The organism is Pseudomonas sp., assembly GCF_049645325.1.
Classification (GTDB): Bacteria; Pseudomonadota; Gammaproteobacteria; order Pseudomonadales; family Pseudomonadaceae; genus Aquipseudomonas.
The window spans coordinates 1-19269 of the sequence record NZ_JBARTQ010000095.1 but is presented as its reverse complement, the minus strand read 5'-3'; the positions used below and the strand labels follow the sequence as shown (position 1 = coordinate 19269).

Genomic DNA, 19269 nt, shown 5'->3' with positions numbered 1-19269 from the left:
GTGTGTCAGTCACCACCGCTATCGCAGGCAAGCCAGCTCCCACCTTAAACCGGGTTATCAGATTAAATCAGCGGCGGGTCAGCGGCTGTGCGGCAAACTTCACACCGGCCAAGCCGTGCTCGATCAGCGCACGAATATTGCCGTGGTCGCTGCCCTCCGGCGTGGCCACTACCGAGCGGTAATGCTCACCAAACGCCAGCAGCGCTTCTTGATCGCTCAGGCCTTCCAGCAACGCCAGGCCGAGGGTCTTGCACGAGCCTTCGTTCTGTCCCGCAGCATTTTCCACGCTGCCGTTGGTGAATGCTTGCGGCGCGTAATCGTAACCGGCGGCGACAAAGGCCAGAGTGGCGGCAAATACATGTTCGCCGCTGTTGAGGCTGGCGCGCAGGGTGTTCAGGTCAGTCATGAGTTTTTCCTTTGGCGAACGCCGCCTGTTGGTCGGCGCTGGCTTCTTGCTGGTATTGGGCTTTCCACTCGGCGTACGGCATGCCGTACACCACTTCACGCGCGTCATCGAGGCTCAGCTCGATGTGGCGCTCGTCGGCCTCGGCCTTGTACCACTTGGACAGGCAGTTGCGGCAGAAACCGGAGAGGTTCATCAGGTCGATGTTCTGCACATCCTTGCGGCTGTCCAGGTGTGCCACCAGCCGGCGGAAGGCGGCGGCTTCAAGTTCGAGGCGTTGTTGATCGTTCATAAGGCTCACTTAACTATCAGCGGCTGGCTGCGAGGGTAATCGAAACCGACTCGGCAAAGCGCAGCGCGTGGGGCTTGTCCACTTCGACTTCGGCGTACAGCACCGATTCATTGCTCATCACCAGGTCCAGCAATTCCTGGGTCAGGCGCTCCAGCAGGGCGAAGCGGTTGCCTTCGACGTGGGCAATGATCGCCTTGGTGATGGTGCGGTAGTTCAGCGCGTGGTCGATGTCGTTGTCGCGCACGGCCGCCTGGGCGGCGTACAGGATGGTCAGGTTGATCAGCACGTCCTGCTTGTTGAGGATCTCGTCCTCATTGATGCCGATAAAGGTGCGCAGGCACAGGTCCTTGACCCGGATGCGCGCCATGCCCGGTTGAAGTTGTGGCATTGCTACTTGCTCCGTCCGATCAGTTGCAGGAACTCCATGCGCGTGGTGTTCGACTCGCGGAACGCGCCGAGCATCACCGAGGTGTTCATGGTTGAATTCTGTTTTTCCACGCCGCGCATCATCATGCACATGTGCTTGGCTTCGATCACCACTGCCACGCCGGCGGCCTGGGTGACCTGCTGGATGGCATCGGCGATTTGCCGTGTAAGGTTTTCCTGGATCTGCAGGCGACGCGCGTACATGTCGACAATGCGCGCCAGCTTCGACAGCCCGAGCACCTTGCCGGTCGGAATATAGGCCACGTGGGCCTTGCCGATAAAGGGCAGCAGGTGATGCTCGCACAGCGAGTACAACTCAATGTCCTTGAGGATCACCATCTCGTCATTGTCGGAAGCGAACAGCGCACCGTTGACGATTTCGTCCAGGTTCTGTTCGTAGCCGTGACACAGGTACTGCATGGCCTTGGCGGCGCGCTTGGGCGTGTCGAGCAAGCCTTCGCGTTCCGGGTCTTCGCCCAGGCCTTTGAGGATCTCGCGGTAGTGTTGGGGCAGGGACAAGGTCATACAACATCCTCACAAACGGCTTACTTGATATGCCGCCCGCCGTTGACGGTCAGGGTGGTACCGGTGACATAGGGGTTGTCCAGCAGGTAACGCACGCTCTGGTAGATCACCTCGGGCCCGGGCTCGATGCCCAGTGCCGCCTTGGCCAAAACTTTGGCGCGGTAGGCCGCGTCGTCGCCCTCGTTGAACATCACCATCGCCGGCGCAATGCCATTGACCTTGATCAGCGGCGCGAACTGCGCGGCAAACGATAACGTAAGGCTGTCGAGCCCGGCCTTGGTGGCGCAGTAGGCGATGTGCTGGCGGCTGCCCTTGCGCACCACGTCATCGCTGATATGTACGATATCGGCAGGTGTCGAGCGTTGCAGCAAGGGTGAACAATGCAGGTTGATCAGGTAGGGCGCAAGCATGTGCACGCTGAACATGTCGGTAAAGGCACGGCTTTCGTCGCCGGGTGTTTCCGCAACCCACGCCGAAGCGTTGTGAATGATCGCGCGCAGGCTTTGGGTGTGGGTCTTGAGCTCGGCGATGAAGGCGAGAATCCCTGCTTCACTGGAGAAATCGGCAAACACGCCGACCGCGCCACGTTCACGCAAAACCTGCACGCCTGGGCGTTCGCTGCGGTAGCTGAAGATCACCGCATGGCCCTCGTCCAGCAGGCGCTCGGCGCAATGCAGGCCGACACGCTGGCCGGCACCGGTGATCAGGATCGGGGCGTCTGTTGCAGTCATGGGAGGCTCAAGTCGCTGGCAGGTGGAAACTATACCAGCGACCGGGGCCCCTGTACTCACGCGGCGGCTTCGGTGACCTTGGTCGGGGCGGGCGCGGGGTGCAGCCAGTTGGCCAGCAGGTGGGTCGACAGCGGGATGAAGAAGTACACCATCAACGGTGTGAGTGCCAGGGTGCTGACCAGCACGCGACTGAACAGGTCCAGCTCGCTGAGCAGCGGCCCCAGGCCGAAGTTGAACAGCAGCGACACCGGGAAAAACGCCAGCCAGATCGCCACGGCCTGTTTCCAGCGTGGCGGGCGTGCGCCCACGGCGCCAAACCAGCCATCAATGCCGCTGACGCGGTGCTCGGACGGGTCGGCAAACAGCTCACTGCCGCGGCTCAGCCAAGCGCTGCGCGAGGCGGAGAATTCCCAGGCATGCAGGGTTTTTTCGTCGGCGAAGCGGAAGATGATCTGGAATTCATCGTCATTGGGGGGCGGTGCCAGCACGCCGGAGCCCAGATAACCGGGGAAGTCGGTGGCCAATTGCTCGCCTTCGCGCAGCCAGGCCATCAATTCTTCGTAGCGCCCTTTGGCCACGCGGCGCGCAACCATCAGGGTGACGGGTGAGGTAGACATTGTGGATCTCCAAATGTACGGGTGCGCTGAACCGGGTAGGTGGCGCACAAACGACGCTGCGGGGTGGTGCGGCGACGTAGAAAAAACAGGCAAGGATTATTCCTGTTTTGCGTAAATACACCAGAGACTTCGGACGGATCGCTGTAGTCCTTGAACAGGGCAACGCAATGGGCGTTAAATAGCGTCCATATCACACGGAAGTTTCCGACCTCTAATGCCCGAAATCATTGCTCCTCAGCGCGAAACCACCCACGCCCGCCACGCCGATTCAGAGGTGTTGTTTCCGATCCGCGAAGTGGCCAGGCTGACCGGGGTCAACCCGGTTACCTTGCGTGCCTGGGAGCGTCGCTACGGTTTGATCCAGCCGACCCGCACTGAAAGCGGGCATCGGCTGTATTCGAGTACCGATATCGACACCGTGCACCGCATTCTCGACTGGATCGAGCGCGGCGTAGCGGTCAGCAAAGTCGGCAAGATCCTTGCGCGTGATGACTTGCACAGCGTACCGGCCACGGCATCGCGAGTGGATACCGAACTGGAATGGCAGCAATGGCAAGGCCAGCTGCGCCTGGCCATCAATGCCTTCGATGACCGCCAGTTGGACCGCTTGTACGGGCAGATTTTCTCCTCTTATTCCACAGCGGTGGTGTTTCAAGACATTCTCATGCCGCTGTGGCAGCAATTGTTGCGTCATCTGGGAGGCTTCGGCCACACCAGCGAGTGGCTGTTTTTCGACAGCTTCCTGCGCTCGCGTACGGCACAGCGCCTGCAAACGGTGTGCGCTTCGTCTGCGCCCAGAGTGTTGTTGTCGGCCATCGCCGGGGAATGCCGTGAGCTGGAAATGCTGGTCGCGGGGTTATTGATGACCAGTGAAAAGCTCGCGGTTAGGGTTCTGGGAATGGGGCAGCCGTTCGATGAATTGACGCTGATCTGTGACAAGACCCGCCCGCAAGCCCTGGTACTGTTCTCCAATCGCGCCCCCGGCAGCGAGTTTCCGACCCGGCTCAAACGCCTGGCCTTGACCCTCGATTGCCCGTTGCTGCTGGCCGGCGATGCATCGGATCTGGCGCAGCAGAGCCTGGCGGGTTCACCCATCGGATGCCTGGGCAACGACGCAGGGCTGATGCAGCGGCGCGTGCAGCAGTTTCTAAGTGGCCAACTGGATACCTGACTTCAGGCGTGTACGTGCGGGTGCACCAAGCGGTGCTGATGCAGGATGAACTGGCGCAGGCGCTCGATTTCGTCGGCATCACTCTGGCTCAGGCGGTAGGCAAACAGGCCCCGGGCGGTTTCCCGTTCCAGCGTGCCGCGCAAGGCGATGCGCTCGTAACCGGAAGGGCTGAACCACAGGGAAAACGTCTTTGGCGCTTTGACCCGGCCACGAATCTCGATCAGCACACCCTTGAATGACACCTCATGCACCCACAGCGCGGCCGGGTTGCCCCTGACGTTTTCCAGCGCTACCGGGGTTTCAAGTGCCAGGCGCCATGGGCGGATCATCGGCCCGTCTTCGAAAATGCTCGGCACCCCCAAGCGCAGGTGCACCGCATGAAACTCGTCTTCCACCAGGTGCAGGGGGAAGGTGAGTTGCTGGTTGTCGAACTGGGCCTGGATGGTGAGGTGGTCGTGCGCGGCGAGCCGCGTGAGCAAATCGCGAACCTGCGCACCGCCGTTGACGGTCAGGCTCGACCACGCGTCCCGCAGGTTGAGCTGCGGGTTATGGTGCATGTCCTGGATAAAATCCAGTTCGTCCTGCGTCAACAGCGCGTCGCGGTGCATTGATGTAGCTCAAGGGTGAGGCATTAAAAAGCCATTATCGCTCTAAAGACCGTATTTTCTACAACTTGTTAATTCCACTCGTCGCTTTGAGCGCCGCCAATTCGTCTTTCAGGGCGGACACCTGGGCTTCCAGCTGAGCGACATGCTGCTGCGCCTTCACTTGCGTGGTGACATCTTTTTGCACACCGACGAAATACGTCTGTTTGTCGGCGTCGTTGTACACCGTTGAAAGCGACAACTCATTCCAGAAATGTGTGCCGTCCTTGCGGTAGTTACGCAGGATTTCCCGGCACGAACCGCCGCTGTTGAGTGCTTCACGAATGGCCATGAGGGCCGGCTGGTCGCGGTCACCCGACTGCAGGAAGCGGCAATCCTGATACAGGATCTCGTCCAGGGTGTAGCCGGTCATGCGCTCGAAGGCCGGGTTGACGTAAATCAGCGGTTTGTCCTGGCCTTCACGTTCGGCAACGACGATCCCGTCGTTGGAAGCGTTGACGACTATTTGCATCAGCTTGGCGTTAATCATTGTGCGCGGTCCATGGCTGGTTTTTGGAGATTGGATTTTATGACATGCGCCGAATGTTGCACGGCATGCGCCGAAATATTTGCGCCAACTGCTAATATCCCACGCTTTCGCTCAACGACAGGATCAGATAGATGAAAGTCGCCATCCTTTCCGGCTCGGTCTATGGCACGGCTGAAGAAGTCGCCCGCCACGCCGCCGGTATCCTCACTGCGGCCGGTTTTGAAGCCTGGCACAACCCTCGCGCCACCTTGGCCGACGTGCAGGCATTTGCGCCCGAGGCATTCCTGGCGGTGACGTCGACCACCGGCATGGGCGAGTTGCCCGACAACCTGCAACCCCTGTACTCAACCATTCGCGACCAATTGCCCGCCGCCTGGCGTGGCCTGCCCGGTGCCGTGATCGGCCTGGGCGACGCGAGTTACGGCGACACCTTCTGTGGCGGTGGCGAGCAAATGCGTGAGCTGTTCGGCGAGCTGGGCGTGCGCGAAGTGCTGCCAATGCTGCGCCTGGATGCCAGCGAAAGCGTGACCCCGGAAGCCGACGCCGAGCCGTGGCTGGCTGAACTGGTCACTGCACTGCGCGGTTGACCGGAAACTCGCGCAGCAACGCCAGCCAGGCCTGGGCGGCTTTCGACAGATAGGCGCCCTCACGCCAGATAAACGCAATGTCCCAGCGCAGGTAGTCGGGCGCCTTGAGCGTCAGGCGTACCACGCCGGGTCGCACCAGCCCACGGGCGACCACGCTGGGCAGCAGCACCACGCCCTGGCCGGCCGCGACCAGCGCGGCGAGAAAATCCGCCTGGCCGCTGCGGCCGATTTCTTTCGGCGTGAAGCCCAATTGCTGACAGGCCTGCATCAAACGGTCATTGAGCACAAAACTGCGCTGGTACATCAGGAACGGCGTGTCCGCCAATTCTTCCAGGCGCACGTGGGCGTTTTCCGCCAGGGGATGGTCCATCGGCAGCAAGGCATCCAGTGGTTCGTCGCAAAAGGCTTGCCACGCGAACGCCGGGTCGCTGGGCATCAAGCTGCCGCCGACTTCCAGTTCACCGCTCAAAATCGCCTGCTCGATATTGCGGCTGCCGCCTTCCAGCAACTGGATGGTCACGTTGGGATAACGCCTGCGGTACTCGGCGTACAGGCCGGCAAACAACGTATCGCCGGCCAGCAACGGCAGGCCCAGGCGCAGTTCGCCACGGGTCAGTTGCTGCAGGTCATCCAGTTCGCTGAGCAGCTCGGTCTGCAGGCGCAGCATGGCTTCAGCGCGCTGCAGCACCACCTCACCGGCGGCGGTCAGGCGAATTTGCGAGCCTGTGCGCTCCAGCAGCGGCGTGCCGAGGCTCTGCTCCAGCTGCGCGACCTGTTTGCTGACCGCGGACTGGCTGATATGCAAGGTTTTGCCCGCCTGGGTAAAACCGCCCCTGTGGATAACTTCGACAAAACTGCGCAGCTGTTTGAATTCCATCGCTTGATTCCAGTTTGGAATAGTTGGCAGTCTAACAATTCGCTGTGGGGATGGGGGCGGGCTCCTTAAAATGAGCGCCTGCGAGGACCCAAAGCCCATGAAACGTCTTACCTTCAAACTGCTCGGCCGTCTGCTGACGGAGCTGATCGTGCTGCTGGCGATTTACCTGCTCGGCTGCCAACTCGCCGTGTGGTGGGCCTGGCCGATCCCTGGCGGCGTGGTGGGGCTGGGCTTGTTGCTGGCGACGTTTGCCAGTGGGCTGGTCAAGCCGGCGGCGCTGGAGCTGGGCGCGGGGGTGTTGATGGCCGAGATGCTGCTGTTTTTTATCCCGGCCTTGATGAGCCTGCTCGATTACGGTGGCCTGATGCGCAACGATGGCTGGCGCATTCTGTTGGTGATCGGTTTCAGCACGCTCTCGGTGATGTTGGTCACCGCGTTCACGGTGGAAGTCGTCTGCCGCTGGAGGCTGCGCCGTGAAGCTTGAGCCGATGCCGGTGTTCTGGCTCGCCCTGACCCTGGGCGCGTACATCTTCAGCCGCTGGATCTACCGGCGCACCGGGCGCTACCTGTTGTCGCCGTTGATTCTGGTGCCGGCGCTGCTGCTGGCGGTGGCCGTGCCGATGAAAACCGCCTACGCCGAATACGCCACCGACACCCACTGGCTGATGCTGGTGCTGGGGCCGGTAACCGTGGCGTTCGCCGTGCCGATCTGGCAGCAACGGCGCTTGCTGGCGCGCCACTGGTCGGCATTGCTGCTGGGCATGGTGGCGGGCAGCGCTGCGTCGATCGCCACCTCGTTCGGCCTGGCCAAGGCGCTGGCGCTGGACAGCTCGGTGACGATGTCCTTGGTGCCGCGCTCGATCACCACGCCGTTTGCCATGCCGGTGTCGTCCGACCTCGGCGGCGTGCCCGAGCTCACGGCGGTGTTCGTGATGTTCACCGGCGTGTTCGGTGCCATGCTCGGCGGCGTTCTGCTCAAGTGGCTGCCCTTGCGCACACCCTTGGCGCGTGGCGCGCTGTTTGGCGTGGGCGCACATGGCGCGGGTGTCAGCCGCGCGCGCGAAGTGGGCGGCGAAGAGGGCTCGGTCGCGGGTCTGGTCATGGTGCTGACAGGGTTGCTCAACCTGTTCGCCGCGCCTTTATTGGCGGCGCTTCTCTGACGCCACTTGGACTATTCTCATGGCTGACTCGCTCGGTCATCAAGCTGGCTGCCAAGGCGACTACTTGCGCCGCAGCGTCTGACTAGACTGGCCGTTCACCCAAAAAAACAATAAGAAAGTGCGCCAAGGAGGTCGTTGCCGTGAGCCTAGCCCCCGTTCAATCGTCACAGAGTGTCAAAGACCAGGTCAGCGCTGCCGAGTGGCAAGCGCGTGTGGACCTTGCGGCGTGCTATCGCCTCGTGGCGCTGCACGGCTGGGATGACCTGATCTTCACCCATATCTCAGCCAAGGTGCCGGGCACCGATGATTTCCTCATCAACCCCTACGGGCTGATGTTCCATGAGATCACCGCGTCGAGCCTGGTCAAGGTCGACCAGGCCGGCAACAAGCTGATGGACAGCCCCTACGAGATCAACCCCGCGGGCTACACCATCCACAGTGCCATCCATGAAGTGCGCCACGATGTCACCTGCGTGCTGCACACCCACACGGCAGCCGGTGTGGCGGTGGCGGCGCAAAAGCAGGGCGTGCTGCCCATCAGCCAGCAGTCGATATTCGTCTTGTCGAGCCTGGCGTATCACGCCTACGAGGGCGTGGCGCTGAACCATGAAGAAAAGGCGCGCTTGCAGGCCGACCTGGGCGACAGGAATTTCCTGATGCTGCACAACCATGGCCTGCTGACCTGCGGCGGCACCATCGCCGACACCTTTCTGATGATGTTCACCTTCCAGCGCGCCTGCGATATCCAGGTGCTGGCGCAGAATGGCGGGGCTGAATTGATCCGCATCGAGCCGTCAATTCTGGCCGGTGCCAAGGCCATGATGGCGGCGGTCACAAAGAGTGCCCAAGGTATGGGGGGCGCGCTGGCCTGGCCGGCGTTGCTGCGTAAATTGGACAGCCAAGACCCTGGGTATAAAAGCTGATGCCACTCGCCGAAATCCCGCTCAGAGCCTGGCGCAAGCGCGGTCAGGAGTTCCTCTTCCGTGGTCGTGCCATTCGTTACTGGGTGGCCGGGCAGGGCGACCCGCTGCTGCTGATCCATGGTTTCCCCACCGCCAGCTGGGACTGGCATTACCTCTGGCAGCCGTTGGCCCAGCGTCACCTGGTGATCGCCTGCGACATGCTAGGTTTCGGCGAATCGGCCAAGCCGGTGGACCACGACTATTGCCTGCTGGAACAGGCCGACCTGCAACAGGCGTTGCTCGACCACCTGCGGGTGGAACAGCCGGTGCATGTGTTGGCCCATGACTACGGCGACAGCGTCGCCCAGGAATTATTGGCGCGCCATTACGAAGGCCGTTTCCAGATGGCCAGTTGCGTGTTCCTCAATGGTGGGCTGTTTCCCGAAACCCATCGCCCGGCGCTGGTGCAGAAACTCCTGCTCAGCCCCTTGGGCTGGATGGTGGGCCGCGCGTTTGGGCGCAATGCCTTGTCGGACAGCTTCAGCCAGATTTTCGGCCCGAATACGCGGCCCAGCGAAAGCGCCCTGGACGACTTCTGGAGCCTGATCAATAGCAATGACGGCACGCGCATCCTGCACAAGCTGATCGCCTACATCCCACAGCGTCGGCGCTTGCGTGAGCGTTGGGTGGCAGCGATGCAGCAGGGTGATGTGCCTTTGCGGGTGATTGACGGCGAGGTCGACCCGATCTCCGGCGCCCATATGGTGGAACGTTATCACCAGTTGGTGCCCCAGGCCGATACCGTGTCGCTGGCCAATATCGGCCATTACCCACAGATCGAGGCGCCGGTGTTGGTGCTCAAGCATTACCTGGCGTTTCGCGAGCGCATCGCCGGCCCTGTGTGGGAGCTGGCTTGCCTGCGATAGCGTCACCGCAGTCTTCCAGAGAGCCCGAAGTGCTTGTATCGCAGGCAAGCCAGCGCACACACAATCATCCCTCTGCCTTATCGAGCACCATTCAGCCCCGGCCGACTTTATTGTGACCCGAGGCTGCGTGCCTGACACTCAACCCATTCCCATTGTCGCCAGCGGAGTTCGGTATGAGTGAGTCAGTGCAGTTCAAGGATAAGGTCGTGATCGTCACCGGTGCCGGCGGCGGGTTGGGCCGGGCCCATGCGCTGCTGTTCGCCCGGCACGGAGCCAAAGTGCTGGTCAACGACCTTGGCGGCTCGACCCAGGGCGAAGGCGCCAACGCCTCGGCTGCTGACCGGGTAGTGGCTGAAATCCGTGAAGCCGGCGGCATTGCCGAGGCCAACCACGACTCCGTCACCGACGGCGAAAAAATCGTTCAGAACGCTCTCGACGTGTTTGGTCGCATCGACGTGGTGGTCAATAACGCCGGCATCCTGCGGGACAAGACCTTCCACAAAATGGACGACGGCGACTGGGACCTGGTTTACCGGGTGCATGTCGAAGGCGCCTACAAAGTCACCCGCGCCGCCTGGCCGCATATGCGCGAGCAAGGTTATGGCAGAGTGATCTTCACCGCGTCCACCTCGGGCATCTACGGTAACTTCGGCCAGTCCAACTACGGCATGGCCAAGCTTGGCCTGTATGGCTTGACCCGCACCCTGGCGCTGGAAGGGCGCAAGAACAACATTCTGGTCAACGCCATCGCGCCCACCGGCGGTACGCGCATGACTGAAGGCTTGATTCCGCCGCAAGTGTTCGAGCGGCTCAAACCCGAGCTGGTCAGCCCGCTGGTGGTGTACCTGGGCAGCGAAGCCTGCCAGGAAACCTCCGGGCTGTTTGAAGTGGGCGGCGGCTGGATCGGCAAGACGCGCTGGGAGCGCAGCCTGGGGGTTGGCTTCGACCCGGAGGCCGGGTTCTCGCCGGACGATGTGGCCGCGCATTGGGCGCAGATCTGTGACTTCGAAGGCGCGGCGCACCCCAAGGACACGATCGAGGCTTTGAAGGAGATGATGGCCAATTTGCAGAAGTTCAGCCTCTGATCGTTGCTTGAACGTCGTTGAATCCCACGGGGCGCTGATAGCGCCCCGTTTTATTTCAGGCATAAAAAAGGCCGCTGCATAGGCAGCGGCCGAAGTAAGACGTTGGATCAAGGAGCGACAAATCAACGTCAGTGAACAGCGGTAATAGATTGATACAACACATCAATCCATTGGAATCAGACTTTTCTTGCCTTTGAGCAAGCGGGCCATGTGCCCTGAGAGCCCGGTAAGAATAGTCGGTTGTAACAAAATGAGTAATAGCGGATCAGGACAAGGACTGTTACATAATTTGCAATAGTGATCATTCCCACACTCCGCGTGGGAACGATCGTGGTGGCGCGATCCATTCACTTGATAACCCTTTATCCATCCCGTCCATGGCCGTTGCGAAACCCCGGCCAGAGCGCCTGTTAATCCTTTCGAGCGACAACACGAATACCTCCTTGGTGCGCTTATCGCTCCCGACGGGCGGCAGTAGGGTGGGGCCTTCTGTCACTCACCGGGGAAGACGCATGACAAAAACAACAATGCGCGCCATCTTCACGCCACAGGCGCTCGCCGCGGCGGTAGCACTGGGGTGCTGTGCCCAGGCGCAGGCTGTTTCGTTCAACATCGGCGAGATCGAAGGGCAATTCGATTCCTCGCTGTCGGTCGGCGCCAGCTGGGGCATGCGCGACGCCGACAAAAAGTTGGTAGGCGTTCCCAACGGCGGCACCGGGCAGGCGTCTACCGGCGATGACGGGCGGCTGAACTTCAAGAAGGGCGAGACCTTCTCCAAGATCTTCAAGGGCATTCACGACCTGGAGCTCAAGTACGGCGACAGCGGTGTGTTCGTGCGCGGCAAGTATTGGTATGACTTCGAACTGCAGGACGAAGACCGCGAATTCAAACAGATCAGCAACCACCACCGTGACGAGGGCGCGCGTTCCTCCGGCTATGAGCTGCTCGATGCCTTCGTCTATCACAACTATTCCATCGGCGACCTGCCGGGCAACGTGCGCGTCGGCAAGCAAGTGGTGAGCTGGGGCGAAAGTACGTTTATCGGTAACTCGATCAACAGCATCAACCCCATCGACGTTTCGGCGTTTCGCCGCCCGGGTGCCGAAATCAAGGAAGGCCTGATTCCGGTCAACATGCTGTTTGCCTCGCAGAGCCTGACCAATCAGCTGTCGGTCGAAGGGTTCTACCAGTTGAACTGGGAAAACACCGTGGTGGATAACTGCGGCACATTTTTCGGTAACGACGTGGTGGCCCACGGCTGCAACGGCAACTACACCGTCGGCAGCCCGGCGATCGCGCCGTTGCAGCCGGTCGCCGCCGCATTCGGCCAGGGTTTCCAGGTGACGAACGAAGGCGTGGTGGTGCAACGCGCCAAGGACCGCGAGGCCCGCGACGGCGGCCAGTTCGGCGCGGCCTTGCGCTGGCTCGGCGATGACACCGAGTACGGCCTGTACTTCATGAACTACCACAGCCGTACGCCCACCGTGGGCACGATTACCGCCAACACCAACCTGGCGACCATCGGGCGCATCGCGGCCACGGCCAATGCCATTGCCCCCGGTTCCGGTTCCGGTCTGGCCCAGAGCACCATGCTCGGGCGTGGCCAGTACTACCTTGATTACCCGGAAGACATTCGCCTGTACGGCGCCAGTTTCTCCACCACCTTGCCCACCGGCACGGCGTGGACCGGGGAAATCAGCTACCGGCCGAATGCGCCGGTGCAACTCAACACCACTGACCTGACGCTGGCACTGGTCAACCCGATTGCCGGCAACACCGCCTCGCCGATCGCCAGCTCATTCGGCTCCGATAACGCCGGCTATCGGCGCAAGGAAATCACCCAGATCCAGAGCACCATGACCCAGTTCTTCGACCAGGTACTGGGCGCCGAGCGCCTGACGCTGGTGGGCGAAGCGGCGTTCGTGCACGTCGGCGGGCTGGAGGCCAAGACCAAGCTGCGTTACGGCCGCGACTCGGTGTACGGCGCCTACGGCTTCCAGGGCGATACCGACGGTTTTGTCACCGCCAACTCCTGGGGTTATCGCGCCCGGGCGATCCTCGACTACAACAACGTGTTTGCCGGGGTAAACCTCAAGCCCAACCTGTCCTGGTCTCATGACGTCAGCGGCTATGGCCCCAACGGCATCTTCAACGAAGGCGCCAAGGCCATCAGCGTCGGCGTGGACGCGGACTACCGCAACACCTACACCGCGAGCCTGAGCTACACCGACTTTTTTGGCGGCGACTACAACACCCTGACCGACCGCGACTTTATCGCCCTCAGCTTCGGCGTGAACTTCTGATCTGGTTTAAAGAAGGACAAGAACCTATGCGTAAGCTATTTGCAGTAATGGCCCTGAGTTTGCTCGCCGCCCATGTCATGGCGGCGGTCTCGCCCGAAGAGGCTGCCAAGCTTGGCACCACATTGACCCCGGTCGGCGCCGAAAAAGCCGGCAACGCCGACGGCTCAATCCCGGCCTGGACCGGCGGTATCCCGAAAAACGCCGGTGCGGTGGACAGCAAAGGCTTCCTGGCCGACCCGTTTGCGAATGAAAAACCGCTGTTCGTGATCACCGCCGCCACGGTCGACAAATACAAAGACAAACTCTCCGACGGCCAGGTGGCGATGTTCAAGCGCTACCCTGAAACCTACAAAATCCCGGTGTACACCACCCACCGCACGGTCAACCTGCCGCCGGACATCTACGAGTCGATCAAGCGCAGCGCGCTGAACGTGCACACCATCAACGACGGCAACGGCCTGGAGAATTTCACCGGCAACCGCTACTACGCGTTCCCGATTCCGAAAAATGGCGTGGAGGTGCTGTGGAACCACATCACCCGTTACCACGGCGGCAACCTCAAACGCATCATTACCCAGGCCACCCCGCAGACTAACGGCAGCTACACGCCGATCCGCTTTGAGGAAGAAGTGGCGGTGCCCCAGGCCATCCCGGATATCGACGCGGCCAAGGCAGCCAACGTGCTGAGCTTCTTCAAGCAATCGGTCACGGCCCCGGCGCGCCTGGCGGGCAACGTGCTGCTGGTGCATGAAACCCTCGACCAAGTGAAGGAGCCGCGCCTGGCGTGGATCTACAACGCCGGCCAGCGCCGCGTACGTCGCGCGCCGCAAGTGTCGTATGACGGCCCGGGCACAGCCTCTGACGGCCTGCGCACCACCGACAACTTCGACATGTTCTCCGGCGCACCTGATCGCTACGACTGGAAACTGATCGGCAAAAAAGAGATGTACATCCCCTACAACAGCTACAAGCTCGATTCGCCGACCCTCAAGTACGACGACATCATCAAGGCCGGGCATATCAACCAGGACCTCACCCGCTACGAACTGCACCGGGTGTGGGAAGTGGTCGGTACCGTCAAGCCGAGCGAGCGGCACATCTACGCCAAGCGCCACATGTACATCGACGAAGACAGCTGGCAAGTCGCGCTGGTGGACCACTACGACGGCCGTGGCCAACTGTGGCGCGTTGCCGAAGGCCATGCGCAGTTCTACTACGACCACCAGGTGCCGGCCTACACCGTGGAAACCCTCTACGACATCATCGCCGGGCGCTACATCGCGCTGGGGATGAAGAACGAGGAGAAGCACAGTTTCGTCTTCGGCTTTGCGGCCAAGGCGGCCGACTACACCCCGGCGGCGTTGAGGTCTGAAGGCGTCCGCTGATCCCGGATCGAAGCGCGGTCAAGGTGGGAGCTGGCTTGCCTGCGATAGCGGTGGGTCAGCTTGCTCATCTGTCGCGGCTGCACCGCCATCGCAGCATAAGTATCTACACAACTTTCAAGGCTGAAAAATCTCCCTACAACGATGTGTAGATACTTATGGCCATCGCAGGCAAGCCAGCTCCCACCTTGACCGTTTTCAATGTTTTGAATTGATGCCGTGGCCTAATTGAGTCGCGGCTTTTTTATGCCCGCCAATCACCCTGCTGAATACTTCTTCAACAACCGCCGACCACAGGACTTGGGTAGGCGCCAGGTTGCATAACAATAAAAAGCAGGATGCAGCAATGACCGCCATGACACGCCTCCTGGACCGTGCTGGATTCATGCCACGGCTGTCCGCCCACCATCTGTTTCGCCCGCACTTGACCGAACCTTTGCTCGCGGCGCCCGCCCGGGTGAAGTTGCTCTGCGCGCCGGGCGGCAGTGGCAAGAGCGCGTTGCTCGCAGAATGCGCCTTGCAGGCGCCGAGCGGGTGCCAGGTCTATTGGTTGCCACTCAATGGCGGTGTGCTCAGCCCTGAGGATTTCTGCCGGCGGTTGGCGCACCACCTCGGCTTGCCGTTTGTGGATGAGGCCGCCTTGCTGCTGGACCTCAGCCGTTGGCCGCACACGGCCTGGATCTTTCTCGATGATTTTTGCCGCCAGCCCGCCCCGGCGCTGGATGCCTTGCTCGACCGGTTGCTCACCACCAGCAGCCCGGCGCTGACCTGGTGGCTGGGCGCGCGGCGGCGGCCGCTGTGCAATTGGCCGCGCCTGTTGCTCGACGATGAGCTGTTGGTGTGCAGTGAATTGCTGTTCAGCCCTGCGCAAATCCAGCAGCTGGCGAACCCCGCGCACAGCGTCGACGGCGTCATGCAGTTCAGCGGCGGCTGGTGCGCCGGCGTGCGTATTGCCTTGCTCGGCGATGGTCATCCTGACAAGACCTTGCTCGATTACCTGCAACACGAACTGTTTAGTACCTTGCCGCCTGAGTTGGCCGAGGCCTGGCGTGTGCTGGCGCATCTGCCGCGTTTCAACCCGAGCCTGTGTGAACACCTGTTCGGCGCGGGCGACGGTGATCAGTACCTGCGGGATTTGCAGGCCCTCGGCGCGTTTATCCAGCCGTGGGAAGACACTGCCGATTGGTTGCAGGTCTTCCCGCCGCTGGCCCGATTGCTGCGCGACGCGCCTTGGCCGGCCAAGCGTTCCTGGCACCGGCGCGCGTGCCAGTGGTTTACCGCCGAGCGTGACTGGCAAGCGGCGTTCGAACAGGCGTTGCTGGCGCAAGAGTACGAAGTGGCGGTGAGTTTGTTGCAGCACTTCAGTTTCGAAGACCTGTTTCGCCAGCACAACGCCGAGCTATTGCTGCGCCTGCACGAGCAGCACGGCGATGAGTTGATGCTCGGTTCGGCGCAACTGGTCGGGCTGGTCACGGCGGCCCTGTTGTTTGCCGGGCGCTTTGACCAGGCGGGCGTGTGCATCGACCAGTTGGCCCGCTTCGCCCCGCAACCGACGGCGGCGCAACAACGCCATCTGCTCGCGCGCTGGCAGGCGCAATGGGGCTGGCTGCTGCACCTGGGTGGCGACGCCGAGCGCTCCCGCGCGCATTTCCTCGAAGCCTTGCAAGCCTTGCCCGACAGCGCCTGGACCTCACGCCTGATGTGTTTGTCGGGCCTGACCCAGCAAGCCTTGCTGCGCGGCGAGCTGGACGTGGGCCAAGCCTTGAACCGCGAAGCGCTGTGCCTGGCGCGCGCCCATGGCTCGCTGGTGCTCGAAGCGTTGCTTGAGCTGGATCACGCGCAATTACTGGAGCAGCGCGGCGCGCCGTATCGTGCGCAAAGCCTGCTCGAACATGTGCAGGCCATGCTGGTGCAGCAGCGCCTCAAGGCCGGGCCCTTGGTGGGGCGTATCGCCTTGCGCCGCGGGCATCTGGCCTTGCGCCAGGGGCACGACAGCCTGGCGGCCGAGTGTTTCCAGGCCGGCTTGCAGATGTGCCTGCACAGCCAGGACAAGCGCGTACTGTATGGCTTTCTCGGCCTGGCGTTGCTGGCGGCCAACCACGGCGATTATGCCCAGGCGTTTATTCAACTGCGCGAGGCCGAGCGGCTGATGCAGCAGCGTCAGGTGCCGGACACGGTCTACCGCGCGGTGTTGTTGCTGGTCAGCGGGCACTTCTGGCTGCAACAGGGGCGCGCCGAGCTGACGGTGGAGGCGGTGCGCCGGGTGTTGCGTCACTTTCGCGGGCCACAGGCCCGGCAGGCGCCGCCGGCCACGCTGGAATTGATCCCGCGCCTGGAGTATTTGCTGGTGCTGGCCGAAGTGAAGCTGGGCTGCGCCGATCAGCCGATCGCGCGGCTGAATGCCTTGCTGGAGGCGACACAGGCACGCGGCATGCTCTGCCTGGAAACCGAATTGCAACTGGTGCTCGGCGAGGTCGCCTGGCAACTGGGCGACCTGGGTACGGCGCGCCGCTCTCTGCAAACAGGCCTGGAGCTGGCGGCGCGTTGCCAGGTGCAGCAGGCCGTTCGCGAGCTGCGTTTGCGCTCGCCCGGGCTGTTGAGCGAGCTGGGCCTGGAAACCCAGGCGTCGCCCACTGGCGCGGCGGAAAACCCCTTGAGCCAGCGTGAACTTGAGGTGCTGCAGCTGATCGCCTTGGGCAACTCCAACCTGGAAATCGCTGACCGGCTGTTCATTTCCCTGCACACCGTGAAGACCCACGCGCGGCGCATTCACAGCAAACTCGGGGTGGAACGGCGCACCCAGGCGGTGGCCAAGGCCAAGACGTTGGGGTTGATGGTTTAGCCGCAGAACGCCTGGCGGTATTCCCCCGGCGTGGCGCCCATGGCTTGACGAAAGCGATGGGTGAAGTGGCTGGCGCTGGAAAACCCGCACGCCCAGGCAATCTCGCCCAAGGGCAGCGCGCCGCTGCGCAGCAGGGCCTGCGCGCGGGCCAGGCGCCGTGCCGACACATACTGGTGCGGCGGCAGGCCGAAGCTCTGGCGGAACATCCGCGCGAAATGGTATTCCGACAGCGCGCACAGCCCCGCCAATTGGCCGAGGCTGATCGGGTCTTGCAGGTGGTGGTCGATGTAGTCCACCAACAGCCGCCGCTGGTGCGCCGCCAGCCCGCCTTTGAGCCGCAGCCCGTCGCGCGCGCCGACCTGGCTGAGCAAGGTGTGGCTGAGCATTTCATGCGCCAGGCTGCTGGTCAGCAAGCGCTCGGCGGGCTCATGCCAGTTGAGCGCGATCAACTGGTGAAAGCGCCGGGCCTGGCTGGCGTCTTCGAGGAAGGTGCTTTCGCGCAATTGCAGTTCGCGCGGCTCGCGGTCGAGCAGGGTGACGCAGCCCAGGGCAAATTGCTCCGGGCTGAAATACACGTGGGCCAGGCGGATTTCGCCGTTGATCACCCAGGCCGACTGATGCTCGGCGGGCAGGATGCACAGCTTGTCGGGGCCGCCCTTGGTGCCCGGCTGGTCGCGACGAAAGGTGCCGGTGCCGCCGCCGACGTAGCACGACAGCGTGTGATGGGTCGGCGCCTGATAATCCTGGGAATCGTGGTGGTTGCTCCACAAGGCCGCCGACAAGCCGTCACCGAGCTCGGCGCAGGCTTCAAGGCGTGCATTGGGTGAGCGGTTAAGGGCTTGAAAGACTTGCAGGGATTCCAGATCTGGCATGGCGTGTACTCTCTGACGCCTTGCATCCTACTCCGCGTGGCGTGCGCTGTGATCCCGCCGCCCGACAAAAGCGCAAGAATGTGCAAGAGCGATGAGCGCTTGGCGGGTGAGACTGTGGCTCAATCACCGGAGCCCGCTATGAACCTTTCCCTGTATTTACTCACCGTGCTGATCTGGGGTACCACCTGGATCGCGCTGAAATGGCAATTGGGCGTGGTGGCGATTCCCGTGTCCATCGTCTATCGCTTTGGCTTGGCGGCGTTGGTGCTGTTTGCGTTGCTGTTGCTCAGCCGCAAGTTGCAGGTGATGAACCGGCGCGGGCATTTGATCTGCCTGGCCCAGGGACTGTGCCTGTTTTGCGTCAACTTCATGTGTTTTCTGACGGCCAGCCAGTGGATTCCCAGCGGTTTGGTCGCCGTGGTGTTTTCCACGGCCACATTGTGGAACGCGTTGAACGCGCGGGTGTTTTTCGGCCAACGGGTGGCGCGTAACGTGTTGATGGGCGGCGCACTTGGCCTGTTGGGGCTGGGCTTCTTGTTCTGGCCGGAGTTGGTGGGGCATACCGCCAGCCCGCAAACCTTGATGGGCTTGGGCTTGGCGTTGCTCGGCACGATGTGTTTCTCGGCCGGCAATATGCTGTCGAGCTTGCAACAGAAGGCTGGGCTGCGGCCGCTGACCACCAATGCTTGGGGCATGGCCTATGGTTCGGCGATGCTGGCGACGTACTGCGCGGTGCGCGGCATTCCGTTTGAGATGGACTGGAGTGCGCGTTACATCGGCGCGTTGTGGTACCTGGTGATCCCGGGTTCGGTGATCGGCTTTACGGCCTACCTCACGCTGGTCGGGCGTATGGGGCCGGAGCGGGCGGCGTATTGCACGGTGTTGTTCCCGGTGGTGGCGCTGAATGTGTCGGCGTTTGCCGAGGGCTACCAGTGGACAGCGCCGGCGTTGGCGGGGTTGGTGCTGGTGATGTTGGGGAATGTGCTGGTGTTTCGGAAGCCGAAGGCTGCGAGCCCGGTGTTCAAGGCGAAGGC

22 protein-coding genes are annotated in these 19269 nt (G+C 62.2%); 11 read left to right on the top strand and 11 right to left on the bottom strand.

Annotation, left to right across the window (positions count from 1 at the left end; genetic code table 11):
- Positions 1-67: 67 nt before the first annotated feature.
- From WBB95_RS03965 to WBB95_RS03940, 6 genes are read right to left on the bottom strand one after another with little or no spacing between them, the layout of a single operon-like run.
- On the bottom strand, positions 68-406 hold the full coding sequence (locus WBB95_RS03965; protein ID WP_424486397.1) for a HopJ type III effector protein: 339 nt from the start codon (positions 404-406) through the stop codon (positions 68-70).
- Positions 399-695 (bottom strand): DUF1244 domain-containing protein, encoded by a 297-nt coding sequence (locus WBB95_RS03960; RefSeq protein ID WP_424486396.1) that lies wholly within the window; start codon positions 693-695, stop codon positions 399-401. The genes WBB95_RS03965 and WBB95_RS03960 overlap by 8 nt, the downstream gene beginning before the upstream one ends.
- A 16-nt stretch (positions 696-711) precedes the next feature.
- Entirely contained in the window at positions 712-1083 is a 372-nt protein-coding gene (gene folX / locus WBB95_RS03955; protein WP_424486395.1) for a dihydroneopterin triphosphate 2'-epimerase, read from the bottom strand.
- A gap of 2 nt (positions 1084-1085) precedes the next feature.
- A complete protein-coding gene (gene folE, locus WBB95_RS03950) occupies positions 1086-1646 on the bottom strand; it encodes a GTP cyclohydrolase I FolE (protein WP_053257937.1) in 561 nt (186 codons plus the stop codon).
- A 20-nt stretch (positions 1647-1666) separates the two neighbouring features.
- The gene (gene folM, locus WBB95_RS03945; RefSeq protein WP_424486394.1) at positions 1667-2377 is read right to left on the bottom strand and encodes a dihydromonapterin reductase; all 711 of its coding nucleotides are present in this window, start codon (positions 2375-2377) and stop codon (positions 1667-1669) included.
- A 56-nt stretch (positions 2378-2433) separates the two neighbouring features.
- Entirely contained in the window at positions 2434-2994 is a 561-nt protein-coding gene (locus WBB95_RS03940) for an antibiotic biosynthesis monooxygenase (protein WP_424486393.1), read from the bottom strand.
- 214 nt (positions 2995-3208) lie between these two features.
- Between WBB95_RS03940 and WBB95_RS03935 the strand changes: the two genes are divergently transcribed.
- Entirely contained in the window at positions 3209-4165 is a 957-nt protein-coding gene (locus WBB95_RS03935; RefSeq protein ID WP_424486392.1) for a MerR family transcriptional regulator, read from the top strand.
- A gap of 2 nt (positions 4166-4167) precedes the next feature.
- Here the strand turns inward: WBB95_RS03935 and WBB95_RS03930 are convergent, their stop codons facing one another.
- On the bottom strand, positions 4168-4773 hold the full coding sequence (locus WBB95_RS03930) for a hypothetical protein (RefSeq protein ID WP_424486391.1): 606 nt from the start codon (positions 4771-4773) through the stop codon (positions 4168-4170).
- A gap of 58 nt (positions 4774-4831) precedes the next feature.
- A complete protein-coding gene (locus WBB95_RS03925) occupies positions 4832-5299 on the bottom strand; it encodes a PAS domain-containing protein (RefSeq protein WP_424486390.1) in 468 nt (155 codons plus the stop codon).
- Between the two features lie 131 nt (positions 5300-5430).
- Here WBB95_RS03925 and WBB95_RS03920 point away from each other — a divergent pair, with 131 nt between their 5' ends.
- Positions 5431-5886 (top strand): flavodoxin, encoded by a 456-nt coding sequence (locus WBB95_RS03920; protein WP_424486389.1) that lies wholly within the window; start codon positions 5431-5433, stop codon positions 5884-5886.
- On the opposite strand, the gene WBB95_RS03915 is transcribed toward WBB95_RS03920, so the two are convergent.
- Positions 5867-6763: a LysR family transcriptional regulator gene (locus tag WBB95_RS03915; protein ID WP_424486388.1), complete on the bottom strand. Its 897-nt coding sequence runs from the start codon at positions 6761-6763 to the stop codon at positions 5867-5869. The genes WBB95_RS03920 and WBB95_RS03915 overlap by 20 nt on opposite strands.
- A 97-nt stretch (positions 6764-6860) precedes the next feature.
- Between WBB95_RS03915 and WBB95_RS03910 the strand changes: the two genes are divergently transcribed.
- From WBB95_RS03910 to WBB95_RS03880, 7 genes are all read left to right on the top strand, one after another.
- Positions 6861-7247, top strand: coding sequence for a CidA/LrgA family protein (locus tag WBB95_RS03910; protein ID WP_424486387.1), 387 nt, complete (start codon positions 6861-6863; stop codon positions 7245-7247).
- On the top strand, positions 7237-7923 hold the full coding sequence (locus WBB95_RS03905; protein WP_424486386.1) for an LrgB family protein: 687 nt from the start codon (positions 7237-7239) through the stop codon (positions 7921-7923). The genes WBB95_RS03910 and WBB95_RS03905 overlap by 11 nt, the downstream gene beginning before the upstream one ends.
- Before the next feature lie 140 nt (positions 7924-8063).
- Positions 8064-8846, top strand: coding sequence for a class II aldolase/adducin family protein (locus WBB95_RS03900; protein ID WP_424486385.1), 783 nt, complete (start codon positions 8064-8066; stop codon positions 8844-8846).
- Positions 8846-9751 carry an alpha/beta fold hydrolase gene (locus tag WBB95_RS03895; RefSeq protein WP_424486384.1) on the top strand — a complete coding sequence of 302 codons (906 nt, stop codon included), beginning with the start codon at positions 8846-8848 and terminating at the stop codon, positions 9749-9751. The genes WBB95_RS03900 and WBB95_RS03895 overlap by 1 nt, the downstream gene beginning before the upstream one ends.
- A 173-nt stretch (positions 9752-9924) precedes the next feature.
- Positions 9925-10836 carry an SDR family oxidoreductase gene (locus tag WBB95_RS03890; protein WP_424486383.1) on the top strand — a complete coding sequence of 304 codons (912 nt, stop codon included), beginning with the start codon at positions 9925-9927 and terminating at the stop codon, positions 10834-10836.
- Positions 10837-11348: 512 nt separating this feature from the next.
- Positions 11349-13139 (top strand): DUF1302 domain-containing protein, encoded by a 1791-nt coding sequence (locus WBB95_RS03885; RefSeq protein ID WP_424486382.1) that lies wholly within the window; start codon positions 11349-11351, stop codon positions 13137-13139.
- A gap of 26 nt (positions 13140-13165) precedes the next feature.
- Positions 13166-14524 (top strand): DUF1329 domain-containing protein, encoded by a 1359-nt coding sequence (locus WBB95_RS03880; protein WP_424486381.1) that lies wholly within the window; start codon positions 13166-13168, stop codon positions 14522-14524.
- Positions 14525-14719: 195 nt separating this feature from the next.
- Here the strand turns inward: WBB95_RS03880 and WBB95_RS03875 are convergent, their stop codons facing one another.
- Positions 14720-14878 carry a hypothetical protein gene (locus tag WBB95_RS03875; RefSeq protein WP_424486380.1) on the bottom strand — a complete coding sequence of 53 codons (159 nt, stop codon included), beginning with the start codon at positions 14876-14878 and terminating at the stop codon, positions 14720-14722.
- On the opposite strand from WBB95_RS03875, the gene WBB95_RS03870 reads away from it, so the two are divergent.
- Positions 14868-17363, top strand: a complete 2496-nt coding sequence (locus tag WBB95_RS03870; RefSeq protein WP_424486379.1) for a LuxR C-terminal-related transcriptional regulator — start codon at positions 14868-14870, stop codon at positions 17361-17363. The two genes, WBB95_RS03875 and WBB95_RS03870, sit on opposite strands and share 11 nt — an antisense overlap.
- Here the strand turns inward: WBB95_RS03870 and WBB95_RS03865 are convergent.
- Entirely contained in the window at positions 17360-18235 is an 876-nt protein-coding gene (locus tag WBB95_RS03865; protein WP_424486378.1) for a helix-turn-helix domain-containing protein, read from the bottom strand. The two genes, WBB95_RS03870 and WBB95_RS03865, sit on opposite strands and share 4 nt — an antisense overlap.
- Positions 18236-18373: 138 nt before the next feature.
- Between WBB95_RS03865 and WBB95_RS03860 the strand changes: the two genes are divergently transcribed.
- On the top strand, positions 18374-19269 hold an 896-nt coding region (locus WBB95_RS03860; RefSeq protein WP_424486377.1), incomplete at its 3' end, for a DMT family transporter.

What these genes read in the sequence shown, in the direction of transcription:
- WBB95_RS03880 (WP_424486381.1), top strand. Translation starts at nt 13,166, where the DNA reads ATGCGTAAGCTATTTGCAGTAATGGCCCTGAGTTTGCTCGCCGCCCAT.
- folE (WP_053257937.1), bottom strand. Translation starts at nt 1,646, where the DNA reads ATGACCTTGTCCCTGCCCCAACACTACCGCGAGATCCTCAAAGGCCTG.
- WBB95_RS03965 (WP_424486397.1), bottom strand. Translation starts at nt 406, where the DNA reads ATGACTGACCTGAACACCCTGCGCGCCAGCCTCAACAGCGGCGAACAT.
- WBB95_RS03925 (WP_424486390.1), bottom strand. Translation starts at nt 5,299, where the DNA reads ATGATTAACGCCAAGCTGATGCAAATAGTCGTCAACGCTTCCAACGAC.
- WBB95_RS03865 (WP_424486378.1), bottom strand. Translation starts at nt 18,235, where the DNA reads ATGCCAGATCTGGAATCCCTGCAAGTCTTTCAAGCCCTTAACCGCTCA.
- WBB95_RS03895 (WP_424486384.1), top strand. Translation starts at nt 8,846, where the DNA reads ATGCCACTCGCCGAAATCCCGCTCAGAGCCTGGCGCAAGCGCGGTCAG.
- WBB95_RS03870 (WP_424486379.1), top strand. Translation starts at nt 14,868, where the DNA reads ATGACCGCCATGACACGCCTCCTGGACCGTGCTGGATTCATGCCACGG.
- WBB95_RS03960 (WP_424486396.1), bottom strand. Translation starts at nt 695, where the DNA reads ATGAACGATCAACAACGCCTCGAACTTGAAGCCGCCGCCTTCCGCCGG.
- WBB95_RS03890 (WP_424486383.1), top strand. Translation starts at nt 9,925, where the DNA reads ATGAGTGAGTCAGTGCAGTTCAAGGATAAGGTCGTGATCGTCACCGGT.
- WBB95_RS03920 (WP_424486389.1), top strand. Translation starts at nt 5,431, where the DNA reads ATGAAAGTCGCCATCCTTTCCGGCTCGGTCTATGGCACGGCTGAAGAA.
- WBB95_RS03875 (WP_424486380.1), bottom strand. Translation starts at nt 14,878, where the DNA reads ATGGCGGTCATTGCTGCATCCTGCTTTTTATTGTTATGCAACCTGGCG.
- WBB95_RS03935 (WP_424486392.1), top strand. Translation starts at nt 3,209, where the DNA reads ATGCCCGAAATCATTGCTCCTCAGCGCGAAACCACCCACGCCCGCCAC.
- WBB95_RS03930 (WP_424486391.1), bottom strand. Translation starts at nt 4,773, where the DNA reads ATGCACCGCGACGCGCTGTTGACGCAGGACGAACTGGATTTTATCCAG.
- WBB95_RS03885 (WP_424486382.1), top strand. Translation starts at nt 11,349, where the DNA reads ATGACAAAAACAACAATGCGCGCCATCTTCACGCCACAGGCGCTCGCC.
- folM (WP_424486394.1), bottom strand. Translation starts at nt 2,377, where the DNA reads ATGACTGCAACAGACGCCCCGATCCTGATCACCGGTGCCGGCCAGCGT.
- folX (WP_424486395.1), bottom strand. Translation starts at nt 1,083, where the DNA reads ATGCCACAACTTCAACCGGGCATGGCGCGCATCCGGGTCAAGGACCTG.
- WBB95_RS03915 (WP_424486388.1), bottom strand. Translation starts at nt 6,763, where the DNA reads ATGGAATTCAAACAGCTGCGCAGTTTTGTCGAAGTTATCCACAGGGGC.
- WBB95_RS03940 (WP_424486393.1), bottom strand. Translation starts at nt 2,994, where the DNA reads ATGTCTACCTCACCCGTCACCCTGATGGTTGCGCGCCGCGTGGCCAAA.
- WBB95_RS03910 (WP_424486387.1), top strand. Translation starts at nt 6,861, where the DNA reads ATGAAACGTCTTACCTTCAAACTGCTCGGCCGTCTGCTGACGGAGCTG.